Origin of the sequence: Marmoricola sp. URHB0036 (assembly GCF_000426045.1) — a bacterium.
Lineage (GTDB): Bacteria > Actinomycetota > Actinomycetes > Propionibacteriales > Nocardioidaceae > Marmoricola.
Map to the genome: position 1 here is coordinate 314,688 of NZ_AUEP01000003.1, position 19,599 is coordinate 334,286.

Here is a 19,599-nt window from a genome sequence, read left to right on the forward strand (position 1 = left end):
AGTCACGTGCTTTTAACACTGACTTGAGGTTTGACCATGACCAAGGACAACGCTCGCTGGTGGGCGATGGGTGCCACGGCGATGAGCCTGTTCGTCGTCGGGCTCGACATGACGGTGCTCAACGTGGCGTTGCCCGACATCGCCGTCGACCTGCACGCCTCCACCGCCCAGCTGCAGTGGTTCGCTGACGCCTACCTGCTGGTGATGGCGGCCGTGCTGCTACCGGCGGGGATGCTGGGGGACCGCTTCGGCCGCAAGAACCTCACCCTCGCCGCACTCGCCGTCTTCGGGCTCGGCTCGCTGTGGTGTGCCGTCGCCGACAGCCCGGGAAGCCTGATCGCTGCCCGGGCCGTGCTCGGCCTGGGGGCCGCGGTGCTGATTCCGTTGGCGATGTCGGCGGTGGTGGTCCTGTTCGAGCCGGCCGAGCGCTCCCGCGCCATCCTGGTGCTGAGCCTGTCCACGATGATCGGCCTGCCGCTGGGGCCGATCGTGGGCGGGTTGCTGCTGCAGAACTTCTGGTGGGGCTCGGTCTTCGCGATCAACGTGCCCGTCATCGCGCTCGCGATCCTCGCCGTCACGCGGTTCATGCCGCGCGACGAGGTCACCGGCCAGGGAGAGCGGATCGACGTCGTCGGGGCCGTGGCTGCGGGAGCCGGTCTGCTGGGACTCACCTACGGCGTGATCGAGGCGCCGGCGCGAGGGTGGAGCGACCCTGTCGTGCTGATCGGAACCATCGGCGGCCTGCTCGTGCTCGCGGCTTTCCTGGTCTGGGAACGCCGACTGCGCGGCGTCGTACCCGTCTTCGACTTCGCCGTCTGGGCCGATCGCGGCTTCCGCTACGGCGCGGTGGCGGCGGCGATCGCCAGCCTGGCCTTCTTCGGAGTGATGTTCACCCTGCCGCAGTACTACCGCGCCGTCCTGGGTGCCGACGCCCTCGGCACCGGTCTGCGCTCGCTGCCGCTCGTGGCCGGGATGCTCGTGGCAATGCGCCTGGCCAACGCTCTCGGGACCCGGTTCTCCATGAGGTCGCTGGCTGCCGCCGGGTTCGTGCTGATGGCGGCGGGCCTGGTGTGCGGAGCGACCACCGGGGTCTCCGACGGTTTCGGCCGCACGGGCATGTGGTCCACGGTGGTGGGCCTGGGGTTCGGGATGTCGTTGTTCGCTGCCCAGAACACCGCCTTGTTCACGCTGCCCCGGGCGCGGGCGGCCAGTGGTTCGGCACTGGTGCAGACCCTGCGCCAGGTCGGCAGCGTGCTCGGGATCGCGGTGCTCGGCGCCCTGCTCAACCACGAGTACCGGGCGGCGGTCGACACCCAGGGTCTGCCCGTCCACACGGCCGGAGTCGTGCGCGAGTCGGCCCAGGCCGGGCTGGAGGTGGCGCACCAGAGCGGTTCCGGCGCGCTGGCGCACTCGGTCGCGAGCGCCTTCGTGCAGGGCATGGACGCCGCACTCTGGACCTCTGCCGGCATCGCGCTTGTCGGTGCGATCGTGGCGTGGCGACTGATGCCCGTCGTACGTCCGGTCGAGCCTGAGGCGGACCCGTCGCTCGATGGCGCAGAATCGGGACGTGCCGAAGAAGCCGTCGACCGAGCCGATGCCTCCACTGCCCGGCCTGCGTGAGCGCAAGAAGGCGCGCACCAAGGCGACCATCCAGCGTGAGGCGTTGCGGCTGTTCAGCGAGCAGGGGTACGCCGAGACCTCGGTCGAACAGATCGCTGCAGCGGCGGAGGTCTCGCCGAGCACCTTCTTCCGCTACTTCCCGACAAAGGAAGAAGTGGTGCTCTCCGAGTTCATCGACACCCGGACGATCGAGCTGTTCCGCGCCGCCCCCGCCGAGCTGGGTCCGATCGACGCCCTCCGCCACGCGATCGAGGCGCTGACCACCGAGGTCCCCGACGAGGACCTCGAGCTGGAGGGCCTTCGCAACGAGCTGATCCAGCAGGTCCCGGAGCTGCGGCGCGGGCTGATGGCCGAGCTGCTCCGCCCCATCGCGATGATGAGCGAGGTGATCGCCGAGCGACTCGGGCTTCCTCCCGACGACGAGGACGCCGCCACCTTCGCCGGAGCGCTGATCGGCGGGATGCTCTCCGGCGGGCTGATGTCCGGCAGCCTCGGCGAGGACGGGCCCAGCAATCAACATGGCCACCAGCCCAGGAACACCCAGGACCTCCGGGACTACGTGCTCGGCCGACTCGACCGCATCGAGCCGATGCTGACGTTCCCGCCGCCGCGCAAGGCCTAGCGGAACTGCGCCAGGAAGGCCTGCCCCTCCTCGCTCAGCCGACCGTGCCGGCGGGCCACCTCCGCCCACTCCGCCGACATGCGGGCGAACCGCATCGGGTTGTAGACGTCCTCCTCGCGCGACCAGAGCCCGGCGCCGCGGTAGGTGAGGATGGTCAGGTTGCTGGCCTCGTGCTGGGATCCGTCGCCCGGGTCGGGCATCAGGTTGCGGACCTCGCAGATGACCCGACTCGTCGGCTCGTCCACGACGTGCCAGGCGATCGGGAAGCTGGTCATGGTGTTTCCGGGGAACGACGTCATCGTCCTCACCACCCACGAGCGGATCGCCTCGCGTCCGGTGAAGCTGCCGAACGCGTGCTCCTCGTAGGTCGCGTCCTCGGTGAACAGGTCGGCGAAGCGCGGCCAGTCGCCGGTGTCCGCGATGCGCTGGACCGCTGCCTGGTAGTCGCGGAAGGCCTGCTCGATCTCTGCCGTGGTGTGCACGCGAGCATCCAACCAGCACACTGGGCCCTGTGCTCATCGAGTTCACCCGCGCCGAGGTCCGTGAGGACGAGTCGTGGGCCCGTGCGGCCGACCGGCTGGCCGGCGGACGCGGACCGGTGCTGGCCGTGGACCTGTCCTCGGACCCGCTGCGCTTCCAGGTAGACGAGGAGCACACCTTCGCGCTGCGTCCGATGACCGAGGGTGACTTCGGCGCCCTCGAGCGATGGATCAACGCGCCGCACGTCGCCACCTGGTGGGACGAGAACCGTTCGGTCGCGCAGATCGCCGACTACTACGGACCCGGCATCCGTGGGGAGGACCGGGTCCGCTACTGGGTCTGGGAGGTCAACGGCCGGTCGGTGGGGTTCTGCCAGGACTACCGGATCTCCGACCATCCGGAGTTCGCCCTGCTGTGCGGCCGGCCCGACGCGATCGGCTTCGACTACGTGATCGGCGAGGCGGCGCACGTCGATCGTGGTCTCGGCACCAGCCTGTTGTGGGTGTTCCTGCGTGACTTCGTCGTCCCGGCGTACGACGGCGCGACGGAGCTGTTCGCCGCCCCCGACCACCGCAACACCAGGTCGCTGCGCGTGCTCGCCAAGCTCGGCGCCACCGAGGGGATGTGGTTCGACGAGCCACAGGGCGACGGCCGCGTCGACACGGTCGTGGGGTGCAGCATCGACGTCCGTCGGGTACTGGCCTGAGGTGACCCACCACATCGGCATCTCTGGATGGCGCTACCCGCCGTGGCGCGGTGACTTCTACCCCAAGGGCCTGCCCCAGCGGCGCGAGCTGGAGTACGCCGCCTCCCAGCTCTCCTCGATCGAGGTCAACGGCTCCTTCTACTCCCTGCAGCGACCGTCGAGCTGGGAGAAGTGGCGGGCCGAGGTGCCTGACGACTTCGTGTTCGCGGTCAAGGGCGGCCGCTTCATCACCCACATGAAGCGGCTCCAGGACGTCGAGCAGCCGCTGGCCAACTTCTTCGCCCAGGGTGTGCTCGCGCTGGGGGAGAAGCTCGGTCCGATCCTCTGGCAGCTGCCGGCGACCTTCGCCTACGACGAGGACGTGCTGACCCGGTTCTGCGAGCTGCTCCCGCGCACCACGACCGAGGCCGCCCAGCTGGCGACGCGCCACGACGACCGGCTCTCCGGGGACCGGCTGTGGTCCGGCGAGGTGGCGGAGCGGCCGATCCACCACGCCCTGGAGCCCCGGCACCTGAGCTTCGCCTCCGACGAGGCTGTCCGGCATCTGGAGAAGTGCGACCTGGCGCTGGTGGTGGCCGACTCGGCTGGGAAGTGGCCGCGGTTCGAGCAGGCGGTCGGCCCGATCGTCTACGCGCGCCTGCACGGCGACCAGGAGCTCTACGCCAGTGGCTACACCGACGAGGCCCTCGACCGGTGGGCCGAGCAGTTGACCGGCTGGACCGCGGATGGACGGGACTCCTTCGTCTACTTCGACAACGACATGAAGGGCTACGCGCCGTACGACGCGATGCGGCTGATCGAGCGCCTGGACGGACGCGCGTGAGGCTCCCCACACCCAGGATCGGGTGACCCTACTGACGAGTAATGTTCGGCCCATGAGCCGAGTCGTCGATCTGTACCAGAAGACCCACGCCATCCCGCTGGTCGGGGACCGCCTGTTCTCCTTCGCGTTCTCCCAGGTGGCGCCGTACTTCTGGACCATCCGGCCCCGCTTCACGGTGATCGAGCCCAACCACGCCGAGGTCGTCATCCCGAAGCGACGCGGGGTGAAGAACCACATCGGCACCGTGCACGCGATCGCGTTGTGCAACGGGCTGGAGGCAGCCATGGGCGTGCTGGCCGAGGCGTCCATCCCGCGGGACAAGCGGTGGATCCCCAAGGGGATGGAGGTCAGCTACACCGCCAAGGCCACCAGCGACATCACCTGCATCGCCGAGACCGACCCTGAGCAGTGGGCCGGGGACGACCCCGACCTGCCGGTGCGCGTGCGGGGCGTCCGCGGCGACGGCACCGTCGTGATCGAGGGGGTCATCCGGCTCTGGGTGACACCCAAGAAGGCAGCCACGTCCTGAGACCGTTCGCCGGGTGTCCACCGGTGTTTGCGAAGGTGGCGTCCGGGCACTGGAACCGTGTCCGCCACAGCCGAGGAAAGGATCGACGATGAGCGTCCGGAAGACCGTGGGAACCGTAGGGACACTGGCCCAGGAAGCGGTCTCGACCGCAGTCTCGGTGGCCAAGCACCCCATCGGCAGCACCGCCCTGGCCGCCGGGCTCGTCAAGGGCGCCGCCGGTGCCGGCATCGGCCTCGTCCGGAGCACGATCACCGGCACCTCGCCGACCCCGCACTCCGAGACGCCGCCGGCGGCGGCACCCGCCGAGCCGCTCGAGCGGGACGTCGAGGTCCCCGAGACCGAGGTGCGGAAGGCCGAAGCCCCCGGGACAGAGGCCCCCGAGACAGAGGCACCGGAGACCGAGACGGCGGAGACCGTCGCCGACCCGCGCGACAACATCCCCGGCCCCGATCTCGCCCACTTCGAGCCGCCGTCGCCGGAGGACCTGCCGGAGCCGATCGTGATCGAGGCCGACGACACTCCCGCCAACGGTGAGTCGGGCGAGCCGTTCCACAACGAGCCCAAGGCGACGACTCGCGACTCCGAGCACGGCGCGGGGCCGATCGACCCCGAGGAGCTCGACGACAGCATCGAGGACATCGCGGAGGGCGACCCGCGGCCGTAGCCGACCCCACGTAGGCTGTTGCGGCCATGACCGGATCTGCTTCAGGACGCACCTACGAGGTCCGCACCTACGGGTGCCAGATGAACGTCCACGACTCCGAGCGCCTGACCGGGCTGCTCGAGGACGCGGGCTACGTCGCCGCGCCCGACGGCGATGACGCCGACGTGGTGGTGTTCAACACCTGCGCAGTCAGGGAGAACGCCGACAACAAGCTCTACGGCAACCTCGGCCACCTCGCGCCGATCAAGGCCAGCAAGCCGGGGATGCAGATCGCCGTCGGCGGCTGCCTGGCCCAGAAGGACCGCTCCACGATCACCCAGAAGGCGCCGTGGGTCGACGTCGTCTTCGGCACGCACAACATCGGTTCACTGCCGGTGCTGCTCGAGCGCGCCCGGGTGCAGGAGGAGGCGCAGGTCGAGATCCTCGAGTCGCTCGAGGTCTTTCCCTCCACGCTGCCCACCAAGCGCGAGTCGGCGTACGCCGCCTGGGTGTCGGTCTCGGTCGGCTGCAACAACACCTGCACGTTCTGCATCGTCCCGGCGCTGCGCGGCAAGGAGAAGGACCGCCGGCCGGGGGAGATCCTGGCCGAGATCGAGGCGCTGGTGGCCGAGGGCGTCAGCGAGGTGACCCTGCTCGGCCAGAACGTGAACGCCTACGGCGTCGAGTTCGGCGACCGGCAGGCGTTTTCCAAGCTGCTGCGCGCGTGCGGTGACGTCGAGGGCCTCGAGCGGGTGCGGTTCACCTCGCCCCACCCGGCCGAGTTCACTGACGACGTCATCGAGGCGATGGCCGAGACCCCCAACGTGATGCCGTCGCTGCACATGCCGTTGCAGTCCGGCTCCGACCGGGTGCTGCGGGCCATGCGACGCTCCTACCGCCAGTCGAGGTACCTCGGCATCATCGACCGGGTCCGCGCCGCCATGCCCGAGGCCGCCATCACCACCGACATCATCGTCGGCTTCCCGGGCGAGACCGAGGAGGACTTCGCGGCCACCCTCGACGTGGTCCGTGCCGCGCGCTTCTCCGGTGCGTTCACCTTCCAGTACTCCAAGCGTCCCGGCACCCCTGCGGCCACGCTCGAGGAGCAGGTGCCGAAGGCCGTGATGCAGGAGCGCTACGAGCGCCTGGTCGAGGCCGTGAACCAGATCGCCTGGGAGGAGAACCGCGCGCTCGAAGGTCGCACCGTCGAGCTGCTGGTCGCCGAGGGCGAGGGTCGCAAGGACGCGGCCACCCACCGCCTCTCCGGTCGCGCCCGGGACAACCGGCTGGTGCACTTCACGCCGGTCACCGAGGACGGCTCGCCCGTCGACGTACGCCCGGGCGACGTGGTCGAGGTGGTCGTCTCGTACGGCGCACCGCACCACCTCGTCGCCGACGGACCCGTGCAGTCGGTCCGTCGTACCCGCTCCGGAGACGCCTGGGAGGCCCGCACGGCGCCTGCTCCGGTCGGTGTCACCCTCGGCCTGCCGACCGTGGGCGTCCCCGCCCCGCTGCCCGCCCAGGACGGCTGCTCGCGCTAGCTCGACTCAGGGATCCGTCCCCGGCCCTCGAACATGCGAATGTGACTGGAGCGCTCCGAGGAGTGCTCTGCTGTCCCACTCGTGACATTCGCATGTTCGGGGAGTGGTGAGGTGGGCGGCCGACCTCAGGCCGGCGGTTCGTCGCCCGGCTCGAGATCCTTGTCGTCCTCGTCGAGGTCCTCGGCGTCCTCGATCTCGTCGGGCACGTGGTCGTCCTCGACCTGCGCCGAGCGCGGCTGGTCCGGGGTGGCCAGGCGGACGTCGTCCTCGTCCGGGTCGATCCAGTCCGCAGGACCACCGGGGCCCGGGTCGGGCGGCGCGTCCATCTGCGGTTCGGGCTTCTCGCCCGGGTTCTGGCTGCTGGTCGACTGGTCGCTCACGCCGGGGCTCCCGCGGCCGGCCTCGCGCCCGGACCAGCGTCCTCGGCCGGGTCGGCGCCGGGCTCGGGAGGCAGGGGCGAGGGATCGGTCGGCACCGGGTCCGGGTCGCCCTCGGACCCTCCACCCATCGGCCCGGTCGGGGCCGTCGGCTCGGTGGGCTCGGTCGGCTCAGTGGGGTCCGACGGTCCGGTGGGCCCGGTCGGGTGGGAGGGGTCGGTGTCGGGGTCCGGGTGTGGCGTGCTCGCGTCCGGTCGTGGTGCGGCGATGTCGTCCTTGCGGCCGTCGAGCCCGTCGAGCGCTTCCTTGGCCTTGCCGACTCCGGTGGAGATCTTGTCGCCGTACTTGCCGTCGGTCTTCTTGTCGATGAAGCTGCCGGCCTTGTCCAGGCCCTCGCCGATCTTGTCGCCGTGCTTGTCCACGGCGTCCTCGAGCTTCTTCTTCGCGTCGTCCAGGAATCCCACGTCTGCCTCTCCTCGTCGTCGACCTACGTGCTCCGAGCGCCGTACCCGACGGCGTCTTTGCCAAACTAGCGACCGTGTCCAGCGCCTCGAGCCCCCTCCCCGTCGTAGCCGTGGTGGGCGCGACGGCCGCGGGGAAAAGCGACCTCGCGCTCGACCTCGCCGATCGGCTCGGCGGGGAGGTCGTGAATACCGACTCGATGCAGGTCTACCGCGGCATGGACATCGGTACGGCGAAGCTGCCGGTCCACGAACGCCGAGGCATTCGCCATCACCTGCTCGACGTCCTCGAGGTGACCGAGCCGGCCACCGTCGCGGAGTTCCAGGGGTGGGCTCGGGAGATCATCGACGACTGTCGCAGCAGGGGAGTTTCCCCTGTGCTGGTGGGCGGTTCTGCGCTCTACACCCGTGCCGTGCTGGACGAGTTCGAGTTCCCCGGTACCGACCCCGAGGTCCGCGCCCGACTCGAGACGGAGCTCGCCGAGATCGGGTCCGCGGCGATGCACGCCCGACTAAGCGAGCTCGACCCGGCGGCGGGGGCCCAGGTGCTGCCCAGCAACGGCCGCCGCGTCGTACGCGCCCTCGAGGTCATCGAGCTCACCGGCCGGCCGTTCAATGCATCCCTGCCCGAGCAGCGCTACCACTACGCCGGCGCGGTCCAGATCGGCGTCGACATCGACCGGGAGACGCTCGACCGCCGTATCGAGCAGCGGGTCGAGGCGATGTGGGCCGACGGCTTCGTGGAGGAGGTACGACGCCTCGCCGAGCACGGTCTGCGGGAGGGGCGTACGGCGAACCGGGCACTGGGCTACCAGCAGGTGCTGGCCTTCCTCGACGGCAAGCTGACCGAGGAGGAGGCACGCGAGAAGACGGTCGCCGGGACTCGTCGCTTTGCCCGGCGTCAGGACAGCTGGTTCCGCAAGGACCTGCGCATCACCTGGGTGCGCCACGACGATCCGCAGCGCGTCGAGCGGGCCCTGGAGGCGGTCAGGCGCTGAGCCGGTCGAGCTCCTTGGGGAGGTCACGCATGCGGATGAGTGGCGAGAACACCACGGGAATCGCGGAGATGGCCGCGCCGACCACGCCGATCCAGAACACGTTGCGAGCGCCCACCGCCTCGCCGACCACACCGCCGATGAAGGCGCCGATCGGCATGGTGCCCCAGACGATGAACCGGATCGACGCGTTCATCCGGCCGAGAAGGGGCCTCGGGCACAGGCGCTGCCGGAAGCTCACCTGGGTCACGTTGTAGACCACGACGACGAAGGTGACCACGAAGCTGGACAACGTGAGGGCCACCATCGGCGGGATCACGGTTCCGGCGAGCGGCATCAGCGCCTGGGCGGGGATCCAGCCGAGCGAGGCCAACGGGATGGTCCTGCCCTCACCGACGAGGTTGTTCACGCGCGGCGTGGTGAGTGCCCCGAGCAGGCCGCCTGCGGCGCCGATGCCCATGGCCAGGCCGAGGTGCCCGGGGTCCAGATGCAGGTTGTTCAGCGCGAAGATCACCAGCATCGCGCCGGTCATCGAGGAGAAGAAGTTCGCGGTGCCGGTGCACGCGGTGATGCGCCAGAGCAGCGGGTTCCTGAGCACGAACGAGAGGCCCTCGCGAATCTCGACGGCGAGCGGTCGCCGGTCCTCACGGCGAGGAGGGGTGTCGACGTGCTGGATCCGGCGTACCCAGAACGCCGACCAGACGAAGGTCAGGGCATCGAGCCCCACCGTCAGGGGCGAGCCGATCAGCTTGATCAGGCCACCGCCGGCGGCCGGGCCGCCGATCATGGCGACCGACTGCACCGCCTGCAGCTTGGCGTTGCCCTCGCCGATGTCGTCCGGTTCCACGATGTCGGGGAGGTAGCTCTGGTAGGCGACGTCGAAGAAGACCGTGCAGCAGCCCACGACCAGGGCGACCAGCAGCATCTGTCCGAAGGTGAGGGCGTCGAGGGCCCAGGCGAGGGGGAGGGTCGCGAGCGCGAGGCCGCGCACGAGGTCGTTGAACACCAGCACACGCTGCTTGCGCCACCGGTCGACCCAGGCGCCGGCGGGCAGCCCGATGACGAGGAACGCGAGGAACTCACACGTCCCGAGCAGTCCCATCTGGAATGGTGTGGCGTCCAATACCCTCACGGCCAGCACCGGCAGGGCGAGCATGGACAGCTGGGTGCCGAACTGGCTCAGCGAGTCGGCGAGGAACAGCTGGCGGAAGTCGTGGTGGCGCAGCAGGCCGCCACGAAGCCTGGTGGCCGGCTCCGGCTCAGCGGGCGGCGCCCCGGTGTCGGCGCCCGAGGCGGCCGGAGGTTCGACGGTCATGCCAGCATCCTGACCCACTGATTGGGAATTATCAATCGGTTAGCGAAAGCGGCTACCGTGTCGCTATGGACAGCGCAGTCGCCCGCGATGAGGCCCCGCTGGAGGCAGCGCCGTACGGCCCGCTCCCGGTCGGTTCGACCCGCCAGGTGTGGGCTCGCCGCGACGCCGACGAGGCCGAGGCCAAGGCCCTCGCCTCCACCCTTCGGCTGAGGATCCTGCGGGCGACGCTGCACGAGCCACGGACCAACAAGGAGATCGCCGAGGTCCTGGGCCTCAACCCTGCCTCGGTGCTCCACCACGTCCGGACGCTGGTGGACACCGGCTTCCTGATCGAGCAACCGACCCGCCGTGGTGCTCGGGGCTCACGCGAACGGCCCTACCTGGCCTCGGGCAAGTCGTTCTACGTGTCCACCGGCCTCGACTGGCCCGAGGGTGGTCGCGACCTGCTGCTCGAGACGTTCCTCGAGGAGATCAAGGGACTCGGGCCCGGGCAGCTGGACAGTGCCCGGTTGGGTTTCCGGCTCACCGCCGAGGACCGCCGCCGGGTGCAGGACCGGCTGCAGACCGTGCTCGACGAGATCGCGACGATGCCGAGCGATCCGGAGGGCGAGCCGTGGAGCCTGTATCTCGGTCTGCATCCCGACCCGTCCGGCGTACCGTCGGCGCATGACGTGGACCGAGATCACTGACGTCGCTGCGCTGACCGACCTGCTCGGCGAGCCTGTCCCGCGGGTGCGCGACAAGGAGCGGCCGACCCTGACCGACCTCGACGTGGCCTGGCTGTCCTCGGCGCCGTTCTGCGTGCTGGCGACCTCCGCCGCCGACGGCAGCTGCGACGCCTCGCCGAAGGGCGACCCGGCCGGCCGGCTGGTGCACGTCATCGACGAGCACACCATCGCGATCGCCGAGCGACCGGGCAACAGGCGGGCCGACGGCTACCGCAACATCCTGGAGAACCCTCACGTCGGCCTCATCTTCGTGATCCCGGGCCGCGGCGACACCCTCCGGATCAACGGCCGCGCCCGGCTGGTCTCCGACGCCGACTTCTTCGACGCCCTGGAGGTCAAGGGCCACCGGCCGCAGATCGCGCTGGTGGTCTCGATCGAAGCGGTGTTCCACCACTGCGCCAAGGCGTTCCTGCGCGCGCAGCTGTGGGAGCCGGAGACCTGGGACCCCGAGGCCGTCGTGGCACGGCGCGCGGTGCTGGCGCAGCGCCTGGAGCGCCCGGAGGCCACGATCGACGAGCTCGACGAGTACTACGGACCGTCGTACGCCGAGAAGCTGTACGCCCCGCCGGCGTGACGAAACGGACGGGGCTGGCGGGCAAAACTGGAGGCGATGGGCCGAAGTATCCGCCCGCCGGTGGCAGTTTCCCCGGGCGCCCGGGGAAACCATCCCCGTGACAGGATTCCCCGCGTGAGCGAGTACTCCTTCGTCAAGGGCCACGGCACCGAGAACGACTTCGTGCTGGTCCCGGACGCCAACGGCAAGCACGAGCTGACGCCCGAGCAGGTGGCCCGGCTGTGCGACCGCCGGGCCGGGATCGGCGGCGACGGCGTGATCCGGGTGGTGCGTACCGACGCGACCGAGGACCCGGCGGCGGTGGCCGCGCGGGGTGAGGCGACCTGGTTCATGGACTACCGCAACAGCGACGGCTCGCTCAGCGAGATGTGCGGCAACGGCATCCGGGTGCTCGGCCACTTCCTGGTCACCCACGCCGACGTGGATCCCCGCAACCCGTTGCCCATCGCCACCCGCGCCGGCGTCAAGACGCTCACCTTCGACGCCGACACCGTCACCGTCGACATGGGTACGCCTCAGGTGCTCGGCGACACGGTTGTGCGTGTCGGAGATCGCGAGCTCAGGGCCACCAACGTCAGCATGGGCAACCCGCACGCGGTCACGTTCGTCGACGACCTGGCCGAGGCCGGCGAGTTGCGTGAGGTGCCGGGTCACGACGAGGCGACCTATCCCGACGGCGTCAACGTCGAGTTCGTCGTACGCCGCGGCGACCACCACGTCGCCATGCGGGTGCACGAGCGCGGCTCGGGCGAGACCCGGTCCTGCGGCACCGGTGCCTGCGCGGTGATGGTGGCGGCGGCGGTCGCCGACGATGCCGACCGCGGTACGCCGTACACCGTCGACCTGCCCGGCGGCACCCTGCAGATCGTCTGGACCGAGGACGACCGGATCCTGATGACCGGCCCGGCTGTGCTGACCGCCGAAGGGGTCACCGCCCTCTAGTGAACCGACCTTGCGTCATACGTTTCGTGGCCTCGAGGCCCCCATTCGTATGACGCAAGCAGGGTCGTAGGCTCCCGGCATGGACATCAACGGAGCCAGTGCAATCGTCACCGGCGGCGCCTCCGGCATCGGAGCAGCAGTCGCCCGTCAGCTCGCCGCCAAGGACGCGAAGGTGGTCGTCGCCGACCTGAACTCCGAGAAGGGCGAGGAGCTGGCCGGAGAGATCGGTGGCGTCTTCGCACCGGTCGACGTGACCAGGACCGAGCAGATCAAGGCCGCCATCGAGCAGGCGGAGGAGCTCGGTCCGATCCGCGCCCTGGTCAACTCCGCGGGCATCGGCTGGGCTCAGCGCACCGTCGGTCGGGATGGCTCCTACGACTCGGCCGCCGACCTCGAGGCCTTCTCCAAGGTGGTCGCGATCAACCTGATCGGCACCTTCGACTGCGTCCGCCTGGTGGGTACGGCGATGTCGCGCAACGAGCCGACCGAGTCCGGCGAGCGCGGTGCCATCGTCAACCTGGCCAGCGTGGCCGCCTTCGACGGGCAGATCGGCCAGGCGGCGTACTCCGCGTCGAAGGGTGGTGTGGTCGGCATGACCCTGCCGGTCGCCCGCGACCTCGCCGCGGTCGGCATCCGCCTCAACACCGTCGCCCCCGGCCTGATCGACACCCCGATCTACGGCGAGGGCGAGCAGTCCGAGCAGTTCAAGGCCAAGCTGGGCGAGAGCGTGCTGTTCCCCAAGCGGCTCGGCGTACCCGACGAGCTGGCCAGCATGGTCATCGAGTGCCTGACCAACTCCTACATGAACGCCGAGACCATCCGGGTCGACGGCGGGATCCGGATGCCTCCCAAGTAGGAAGATGACGGCAAGCCGCTCACTATGTTGAGTGACTTACTAGAGTAATGTGGCGGCATGGGGACGAACTCGGCCACCGCACACACCGCTGACAACACTTCCTCCGCCGCGGCCCTGAGCCGCCGCACGGTCCTCGGACTGGCCGCGGTCGGCGCGGGTGCTGCGGCGACGCGCCCCGGCGCGGCATCGGCAGAGACTCCACCCGACGGGCCCATCCTCAAACCGCTGCCGGAGAAGGACTTCGTCGTCTACGGCAGCAACGCGGAGATGCGCTGGGACTCGGTCGACCACGATCGCTTCCTGACCCCGCAGCCGCGGTTGTTCGTCCGCAACGACACCAGCACACCGCGCATCGACCCGCACAGCTACCGGCTCGAGGTCTTCGGTGACGGCCTGAGGCAGGAGCGTTCCCGGGACGAGGCGGTCAGCCTGAGCCTGGCCGGCCTCAAGCGTCTGCCGCACACGAGGATCACCACCGTGCACGAGTGCACCGGCAACGGCCGCAGCTTCTACGGCACCCAGCAGGGGACGCCCGCCGCAGGCACGCAGTGGAAGCTCGGTGCCGTCGGCACGGTCACCTGGGAAGGAGTCCGGCTGCGGGAGGTGCTGCGTCGACTCGGCATCGCACCGGACGCCGTGGACGTGATGGCGACCGGCCTCGACCCGTCGTACGTCGACAAGGGCACCGACTACGGACCGGTGCGCCGGCCCATCCCGGTGGGGAAGGCACTCGACGACGTCCTGCTGGCGTGGGCGGCCAACGGACGCCGGTTGCTGCCCGACCACGGCTTCCCGCTGCGTCTCGTCGTGCCGGGCTGGGTCGGTATCGCCAGCATCAAGTGGCTGGGCTCGCTCGAGGTCTCACGCAGTCCGTTGACCTCGCCGTGGAACACCAAGTGGTACCGGATGACCGGCGGCGACTGGCCCGCCGACAGTCCGCCGCTGACCACGAACCCGGTCCGGAGCGCCTGGGAGCTGGTCGAGGGCGAGAGCCTGTCCAGGCGCGGCGGGCGCGTGCTCCACGGTCGTTCCTGGAGTGGCGCGGGCCGGATCAAGCACGTGGAGGTGAGCGTCGACGGCGACACCTGGCACCGCGTGCGCCTCGAGGACCACCGCGACGGATGGGCTCGGTGGTCCTACCGCTGGCCGGGGGCCACGGCTGGCGATCACGCCCTGCTCGCCCGCGCCACCGACGTCCGCGGCCGCACCCAACCGGACGTGGCGCGGTTCAACGACGGTGGCTACTTCTTCGACGCCGTCGTGCGCCACCCGGTCGTCATCGTCTGAGGCTGCTCTGCCGTCGCTGCCGGGCATCCGTCCCGCGCTGAGCGGAGTGGAGTGGCGGCGCCAGACCCGCCACCCGTCGTCGACCGGGATCCAGAGGTCGGAGACGACGAAGGGCCCGCTGCGGTCTTCGCCGAGCACGGTGGCTTCCATCCGGATCCGCTGCAGCACGACGCCGAGGTCGTCGCGGACCTCGAGCTTCTGCTCCTCGACCTCCCACGCGTGCACCACGTAGTCCGGCAGCATCTCGATCCAGGCGGAGCGGGGCACGACGGCCGGCGCCGGGTGGACCAGCACGAGTGCGAAGTGCTCGGCCAGGACGTCGACGGCCAGTGCGGCGTCGCGCGACAGCACGACCTGGTCGAAGTCGTCGGAGCGTACGGCGAGGTCGTCCGCGGAGAGAGGCATGCTCGCAGCCTGCGCCTCGGACTCCGTTCGCGCAAAGGCCGGGGAGGACGCGGTCAGCCGCCCTAGTGACCCGGGTTGCCCTCCGGGTTGCGCGGATGGGCCGGTAGGTCGTTGTCGGGATGCACCTCGGGCTCCCCGTCGTACGCCGACTGCTCGGGTGGGGGATCGCCCACCTTCTCGTCGGGGGGATGCGTCGGCGCCGTCCCGTAGGTGACCTCCTCGTCGACTCCGCGCACGGGCCCGGGACGCTCGCTGCTCACGCCCATCCCGCCGGCCAACCCGTCGGCGCTGTCGGCGTTGGGGTCCGACTCCTCGATCTCGGTCGGAGGAGTCTGCCCCGAGTCACGGGTCGTGTCCGCCCCCGCGTGGTCAGGGGTCACGGTGCCGGTCTCGTCGGCCGGGTCGCTCATGTCGTGTCCTTCCGCTCGTTGGCGCCGAGGCTCATTGGGACGGCTGGTCCTCCGAGGTCCCGGCGTTCTCCTCCTGGAGGTCGTGGCCCTCGCCCGGCTCCGCACCCGGATCGGGCTGCTCCTCGTCGATCGGGATGGTGTGCCCGCCGCTCGCGGGGTGGGCCGAGGCGTCGTCGTCGTGGCCTCCGGGACGGTCACCGCTGGGCTGGTCGTCCCGCATCGGGCTTCCGGGCGGGGTCGGCTTCTCGGCGTCGCTCATGTCCTGCGGCGTACCCGACGCGGGCCGCCGACAAACACCTCGCGTTTGCGTGCGGGACCGCTGCGTGTCTTGAATGTTGGCAAGGTCAACGTCTCGGGAGGCCACTCATGTCGCACGTCCGTCGCCGGTTCATCGCCACCGGAGCTGCTCTGCTCACCGGCTTCGCTGGGCTCGCCGCCACCACGTCACCGGCCCAGGGGAGCAGCGCCTCCCCGGCGCCGGCGCCGTACGACCTCAAGACACCCACCAGCAAGGGGTACGGCGGTGCGGTGAGCTCGGTCGACCCGGAGGCCTCCAGGATCGGTCTCCAGGTGCTCGAGCGCGGTGGCAACGCCGTCGACGCGGCCGTCGCGACCGCGGCTGCACTCGGCGTCACCGAGCCCTACAGCTCCGGGATCGGGGGCGGCGGCTACTTCGTGCACTACGACGCCCGCACCGGCAAGGTCGGCACCATCGACGGCCGCGAGACGGCCCCGAGGACGATGCCGCACGACGCCTTCATCGACCCCAAGACCGGCAAGCCCTACAACTTCACTCCCGAGCTGGTCACCAGCGGCGTCTCCGTCGGTACGCCGGGATCGCTGGCGACCTGGAACACGGCACTGAAGCGCTGGGGCACCACCAGCATCGGCCAGGCGCTGCGGCCGGCGACCCGGCTGGCCGACCGGGGCTTCGAGGTCGACAAGACGTTCAACCTCCAGACGAGCGAGAACCAGCGCCGGTTCGCGAACTTCCCGGCGACCAGCAAGCTGTACCTGCCCGGTGGCAAGCCACCCGCCGTCGGGTCGATCCTGCGCAACCCCGACCTGGCGGCCACCTACCGCCTGATCGCCAAGCGCGGCATCCGGGCCTTCTACGACGGTCCGCTCGCCAGGCAGATCGCGCGCACCGCACAGCACCCGCCGAAGCGGGCCCACCCCGACCTGCCGATCCCGCCCGGATACCTGCACGCCCGGGACCTCGCGCGCTACCGGGTCAAGCAGCAAGCCCCCACCCATGTCGGCTACCGCGGCCTCGACGTCTACGGGATGGCGCCGTCGTCCTCCGGCGGCACGACGGTCGGCGAGGCACTGAACATCCTCGAGCGCTTCCGCCTGCGCGGCATGTCCGACACCGACGCGCTGCACCACTACCTCGAGGCGAGCGCCCTGGCCTTCGCCGACCGCGGCGCGTACGTCGGTGACCCGGCGTACGTCCACGTCCCGCAGCAGGCCCTGCTCTCCGACAGGTACGCCGCCGAACGCGCCTGCCAGATCAACCCGACGAAGGCGCTCACCAAGCCGGTGGACCCCGGAAACGTCCACCACTACGACGGGAAGTGCGGTGGAGCGACGGCTCGCCCCAACGCCAAGCCCGACACCGAGAACGTCAACACGACCAACCTGACCGTGGCCGACAAGTGGGGCAACATCGTCGAGTACACGCTCACCATCGAGCAGACCGGTGGCTCGGGGATCGTGGTGCCCGGCCGCGGCTTCCTGCTCAACAACGAGCTGACCGACTTCACTGCGGTCTACGACAAGGCCGACCCCAACCGGATCGACCCCGGCAAGCGGCCGCGCTCGTCGATCTCGCCGACCATCGTGCTGCGCAACGGCAAGCCGGTGCTGGCCCTCGGGTCGCCCGGGGGCTCGACGATCATCACGACCGTGCTGCAGATGCTGTTCAACCGCTACGACCGCAACATGAGCATCGAGCAGGCCATCGCGGCACCGCGTGCCTCGCAGCGCAACACCGCCGACGTCACCGCAGAACAGGCGTTCATCGACGAGTACGGCGACCAGCTGAAGGCCTACGGACACACCTTCGTGCCAGCCGGTGATCCGGGCACGACGGCGGCCGAGATCGGTGCGGCGACGGCGATCGAGCTCGGTCCGCGCGGCTACCTGACGGCGGTCGCGGAGCCGACCCGCCGCGGCGGCGGCTCGGCGCTGGTGGTGTCGCCGGGGCGCTGATCTTCAGGCTCGGGCCTGGGGTCGGCCGGCAGCGTGAACACCAGGGTGGTGCCGCGTCCGTCGAGCCCCTCGCGCGCAGAGATGCGGCCTCCGTGCCGCTCGACGGCGCGGGCGCAGATGGCCAGGCCGAGGCCGGTGCCGGGGTAGCCGCCCGAGCTCGAGGCACGGTAGAAGCTGTCGAAGATGCGGCCGCGCTCGCCACGTGGGATGCCGATGCCGTCGTCGGCCACCCGGACCTCCAGCATGTCGCCCACCAGCTCACTACCGATGAGCACGTGCGGCGTCGTACCCGGAGCGACGTACTTCACCGCGTTGCCGATGACGTTCGAGAGCAGCTGCCCGAGCAGCGTGCGGTCGGCGATCACCTGGCCCAGCGGCCCGTGCTCGATGACCGGCCGCACGTCGGCGTACACCTCTCGTTGCTCGCGGGCGACCTGCTCGACCATGCCGGTGAGGGACAGCGAGACCGGGGAGAGGGTCGCGCTCTGGGCCTGCGAGTAGGCCAGCAGATCGGCGATCAGCTGCTCCATGCGGGCGGCCGCGGTCTCGATGCGACGCAGGCTCGATCGCGGAGCCGTCACATTGACCCCGAGCTCGTCGAGCTGGTCAGCGAGGATCTCCGCCCAGCTGCCGACCCCGGTCAGCGGGGCCTTGAGGTCGTGGGCGACCGTGCCGGCGAAGGCCTGCAGCTCGCGGCGGTGCGTGCGCTCCTGGGTGACGTCGTGGATGACGACGACCGCCATGGTCCCGCCGTCCGCCTGTGGACGAGGCAACGGCAGGGCGCCGACGGAGAGGACCGCCTGCTGGCCGGTACTCGGGTCGATGCGCAGGATGTCCTCCGCGGCAACCAGCTCACCGGCCAGGGCACGGGTGTGGGGGAGGTCGTCGCGCTCGATCGAGGTGCCGTCGAGGTGGAAGATCCCGTAGTCGTCCGGTGCGTCCTGGCCCGTCGTACGACGCGGCCCCATCATCGCCTCGGCCGCGGGGTTCCGCATCATCACCTCGCCGGACCCCTCGAGGACGATGAGGCCGTCGGTCATCACGTTCATCACCGCGTCGAGCAGCTCCGCGCGGGACGTGGCCCGAGCCTCGGACGCCGTCGCTCGGGCGTAGAGCGCTGCACGCTCGGCTCCGCCCAGCGACAGCAGCATCACCACCACCGAGGTGACGAAGGCGTAGACCTGCACGGTGATCGCCCGCGCAGTCAGGTCCTCGATCGCGCCGAACGGTCCCAACCCGACCTGGGTGTAGAGCACCGCGATGGTCGCGAAGACCGAGGTGTAGACACCGCCGACGACGGGGGAGAACCGGTAGCCCAGCCAGATCGAGGCCACGATCATCGCGTAGGCGATCGGCAACGCATCCGCGTTGCGGAACATCACCACAGCCGCGCCGATCGAGAGCACGCTGACCGTGACCAGCTCGAGGCCCCAGTAGCGCCGGAGCTTGGGGGTCAGGATCGCCGCCCAGCCGTTGCGGGCGTGGGCGCGGAACACCGTGGTGAGCACCCCCAGCACGGAGGTGACGACGATGAAGGTGCTGGCTGCGTTGCGCACCACCCAGGCCACGAGGTCCTCGCCTGACACCGAGCCGTTGTTGACGAGTGCGGCCGCCATGCCGGGTACGGCGCTGACCGCGCCCGCGACGGCGCACGCGATGCCGACGTCGATGAGGTCGCGCGTCTTGGCCAGCCGTCGCGGCAGCCTGCCCCAGAACGACGTCCCCTCGGTGAGCGCGCTGAAGGCCCGCACGGTGAGTCCGACGGTGAGGTTCGCGATGCCGTACAGGACCGCTGCGAGCGGGTCCACGCCCAGCGCGACGTCGAGCACCGTGGTCCCGACCACCAGCAGCGCCGAGCTGAACCACACCTGCTCCCGGCTGCGGGCGTCCATCAGCCAGAGCGCGGCAAGTCCGGCCGCGGGCCAGAAGAAGAAGACACCGTCGGCCTGCGAGCCCACCAGCCGCCCGAGGTCCACCGCGACCAGGTACAGCGCTAGGTGGGCCAGGGTTGCTCCTGGGCGAAGGGACGCCATCTCCCCAGTCTCTCCAGCAAACTGCACAAATACACCCA

General features: G+C 70.4%; 21 protein-coding genes and 1 pseudogene. 14 read left to right on the plus strand and 8 right to left on the minus strand.

From position 1 onward, the window contains the following. Positions 1-36: 36 nt before the first annotated feature. Positions 37-1,620 carry an MFS transporter gene (locus tag H976_RS23985; protein WP_051275943.1) on the plus strand — a complete coding sequence of 528 codons (1,584 nt, stop codon included), beginning with the start codon at positions 37-39 and terminating at the stop codon, positions 1,618-1,620. After that, complete coding sequence (locus H976_RS23990) at positions 1,568-2,242, plus strand: TetR family transcriptional regulator (RefSeq protein ID WP_051275945.1); 675 nt, start codon at positions 1,568-1,570, stop codon at positions 2,240-2,242. Before H976_RS23985 ends, H976_RS23990 begins: the two co-directional genes overlap by 53 nt. On the opposite strand, the gene H976_RS0101530 is transcribed toward H976_RS23990, so the two are convergent. Next, a complete protein-coding gene (locus tag H976_RS0101530; RefSeq protein WP_196803914.1) occupies positions 2,239-2,724 on the minus strand; it encodes a nuclear transport factor 2 family protein in 486 nt (161 codons plus the stop codon). The genes H976_RS23990 and H976_RS0101530 overlap by 4 nt on opposite strands. Before the next feature lie 29 nt (positions 2,725-2,753). Here H976_RS0101530 and H976_RS0101535 point away from each other — a divergent pair, with 29 nt between their 5' ends. From H976_RS0101535 to miaB, 5 genes are all read left to right on the plus strand, one after another. Further along, positions 2,754-3,428, plus strand: a complete 675-nt coding sequence (locus tag H976_RS0101535) for a GNAT family N-acetyltransferase (RefSeq protein ID WP_051275947.1) — start codon at positions 2,754-2,756, stop codon at positions 3,426-3,428. Between the two features lies 1 nt (position 3,429). Beyond that, complete coding sequence (locus tag H976_RS0101540; protein ID WP_027860087.1) at positions 3,430-4,251, plus strand: DUF72 domain-containing protein; 822 nt, start codon at positions 3,430-3,432, stop codon at positions 4,249-4,251. A gap of 52 nt (positions 4,252-4,303) precedes the next feature. Then, positions 4,304-4,780, plus strand: coding sequence for a hotdog fold domain-containing protein (locus H976_RS0101545; RefSeq protein WP_027860088.1), 477 nt, complete (start codon positions 4,304-4,306; stop codon positions 4,778-4,780). Between the two features lie 88 nt (positions 4,781-4,868). Further along, positions 4,869-5,444, plus strand: coding sequence for a hypothetical protein (locus H976_RS0101550; protein ID WP_027860089.1), 576 nt, complete (start codon positions 4,869-4,871; stop codon positions 5,442-5,444). Positions 5,445-5,470: 26 nt separating this feature from the next. Next, positions 5,471-6,964, plus strand: a complete 1,494-nt coding sequence (miaB, locus tag H976_RS0101555; RefSeq protein ID WP_027860090.1) for a tRNA (N6-isopentenyl adenosine(37)-C2)-methylthiotransferase MiaB — start codon at positions 5,471-5,473, stop codon at positions 6,962-6,964. A gap of 125 nt (positions 6,965-7,089) precedes the next feature. Here the strand turns inward: miaB and H976_RS0101560 are convergent, their stop codons facing one another. Both H976_RS0101560 and H976_RS30975 read right to left on the minus strand, forming a co-directional pair. Beyond that, complete coding sequence (locus H976_RS0101560) at positions 7,090-7,344, minus strand: hypothetical protein (RefSeq protein ID WP_027860091.1); 255 nt, start codon at positions 7,342-7,344, stop codon at positions 7,090-7,092. Next, complete coding sequence (locus tag H976_RS30975; RefSeq protein ID WP_081682581.1) at positions 7,341-7,805, minus strand: antitoxin; 465 nt, start codon at positions 7,803-7,805, stop codon at positions 7,341-7,343. The genes H976_RS0101560 and H976_RS30975 overlap by 4 nt, the downstream gene beginning before the upstream one ends. Before the next feature lie 74 nt (positions 7,806-7,879). On the opposite strand from H976_RS30975, the gene miaA reads away from it, so the two are divergent. Beyond that, positions 7,880-8,800, plus strand: coding sequence for a tRNA (adenosine(37)-N6)-dimethylallyltransferase MiaA (miaA, locus tag H976_RS0101570; protein WP_027860092.1), 921 nt, complete (start codon positions 7,880-7,882; stop codon positions 8,798-8,800). On the opposite strand, the gene H976_RS0101575 is transcribed toward miaA, so the two are convergent. Then, the gene (locus tag H976_RS0101575) at positions 8,790-10,112 is read right to left on the minus strand and encodes an MFS transporter (protein WP_081682583.1); all 1,323 of its coding nucleotides are present in this window, start codon (positions 10,110-10,112) and stop codon (positions 8,790-8,792) included. The two genes, miaA and H976_RS0101575, sit on opposite strands and share 11 nt — an antisense overlap. 65 nt (positions 10,113-10,177) lie before the next feature. Between H976_RS0101575 and H976_RS24000 the strand changes: the two genes are divergently transcribed. The 5 genes from H976_RS24000 (at position 10,178) to H976_RS0101600 (ending at position 14,499) form a co-directional block, all read left to right on the plus strand. Then, complete coding sequence (locus H976_RS24000; RefSeq protein ID WP_081682584.1) at positions 10,178-10,801, plus strand: winged helix-turn-helix domain-containing protein; 624 nt, start codon at positions 10,178-10,180, stop codon at positions 10,799-10,801. Continuing rightward, entirely contained in the window at positions 10,779-11,414 is a 636-nt protein-coding gene (locus tag H976_RS0101585; protein ID WP_027860094.1) for an MSMEG_1061 family FMN-dependent PPOX-type flavoprotein, read from the plus strand. Before H976_RS24000 ends, H976_RS0101585 begins: the two co-directional genes overlap by 23 nt. Positions 11,415-11,528: 114 nt before the next feature. After that, positions 11,529-12,356 (plus strand): diaminopimelate epimerase, encoded by an 828-nt coding sequence (dapF, locus tag H976_RS0101590; protein ID WP_027860095.1) that lies wholly within the window; start codon positions 11,529-11,531, stop codon positions 12,354-12,356. A 79-nt stretch (positions 12,357-12,435) separates the two neighbouring features. Next, positions 12,436-13,212, plus strand: a complete 777-nt coding sequence (locus tag H976_RS0101595) for an SDR family NAD(P)-dependent oxidoreductase (protein ID WP_027860096.1) — start codon at positions 12,436-12,438, stop codon at positions 13,210-13,212. A 57-nt stretch (positions 13,213-13,269) separates the two neighbouring features. Beyond that, a complete protein-coding gene (locus tag H976_RS0101600; protein WP_027860097.1) occupies positions 13,270-14,499 on the plus strand; it encodes a molybdopterin-dependent oxidoreductase in 1,230 nt (409 codons plus the stop codon). Between the two features lie 123 nt (positions 14,500-14,622). Here the strand turns inward: H976_RS0101600 and H976_RS31060 are convergent. The 3 genes and pseudogenes from H976_RS31060 to H976_RS0101615 form a co-directional block, all read right to left on the minus strand. After that, positions 14,623-14,904 (minus strand): annotated as a pseudogene (locus tag H976_RS31060) (hypothetical protein); the annotation flags it as partial. Positions 14,905-14,966: 62 nt separating this feature from the next. Next, a complete protein-coding gene (locus H976_RS0101610) occupies positions 14,967-15,314 on the minus strand; it encodes a hypothetical protein (protein WP_027860099.1) in 348 nt (115 codons plus the stop codon). Positions 15,315-15,345: 31 nt separating this feature from the next. After that, on the minus strand, positions 15,346-15,573 hold the full coding sequence (locus H976_RS0101615; RefSeq protein ID WP_027860100.1) for a hypothetical protein: 228 nt from the start codon (positions 15,571-15,573) through the stop codon (positions 15,346-15,348). 107 nt (positions 15,574-15,680) lie between these two features. Here H976_RS0101615 and ggt point away from each other — a divergent pair, with 107 nt between their 5' ends. Next, the gene (gene ggt, locus H976_RS0101620) at positions 15,681-17,528 is read left to right on the plus strand and encodes a gamma-glutamyltransferase (RefSeq protein WP_027860101.1); all 1,848 of its coding nucleotides are present in this window, start codon (positions 15,681-15,683) and stop codon (positions 17,526-17,528) included. Here the strand turns inward: ggt and H976_RS28380 are convergent. Next, positions 17,456-19,561 carry an ATP-binding protein gene (locus H976_RS28380; RefSeq protein ID WP_196803915.1) on the minus strand — a complete coding sequence of 702 codons (2,106 nt, stop codon included), beginning with the start codon at positions 19,559-19,561 and terminating at the stop codon, positions 17,456-17,458. The genes ggt and H976_RS28380 overlap by 73 nt on opposite strands. Positions 19,562-19,599 lie beyond the last annotated feature (38 nt).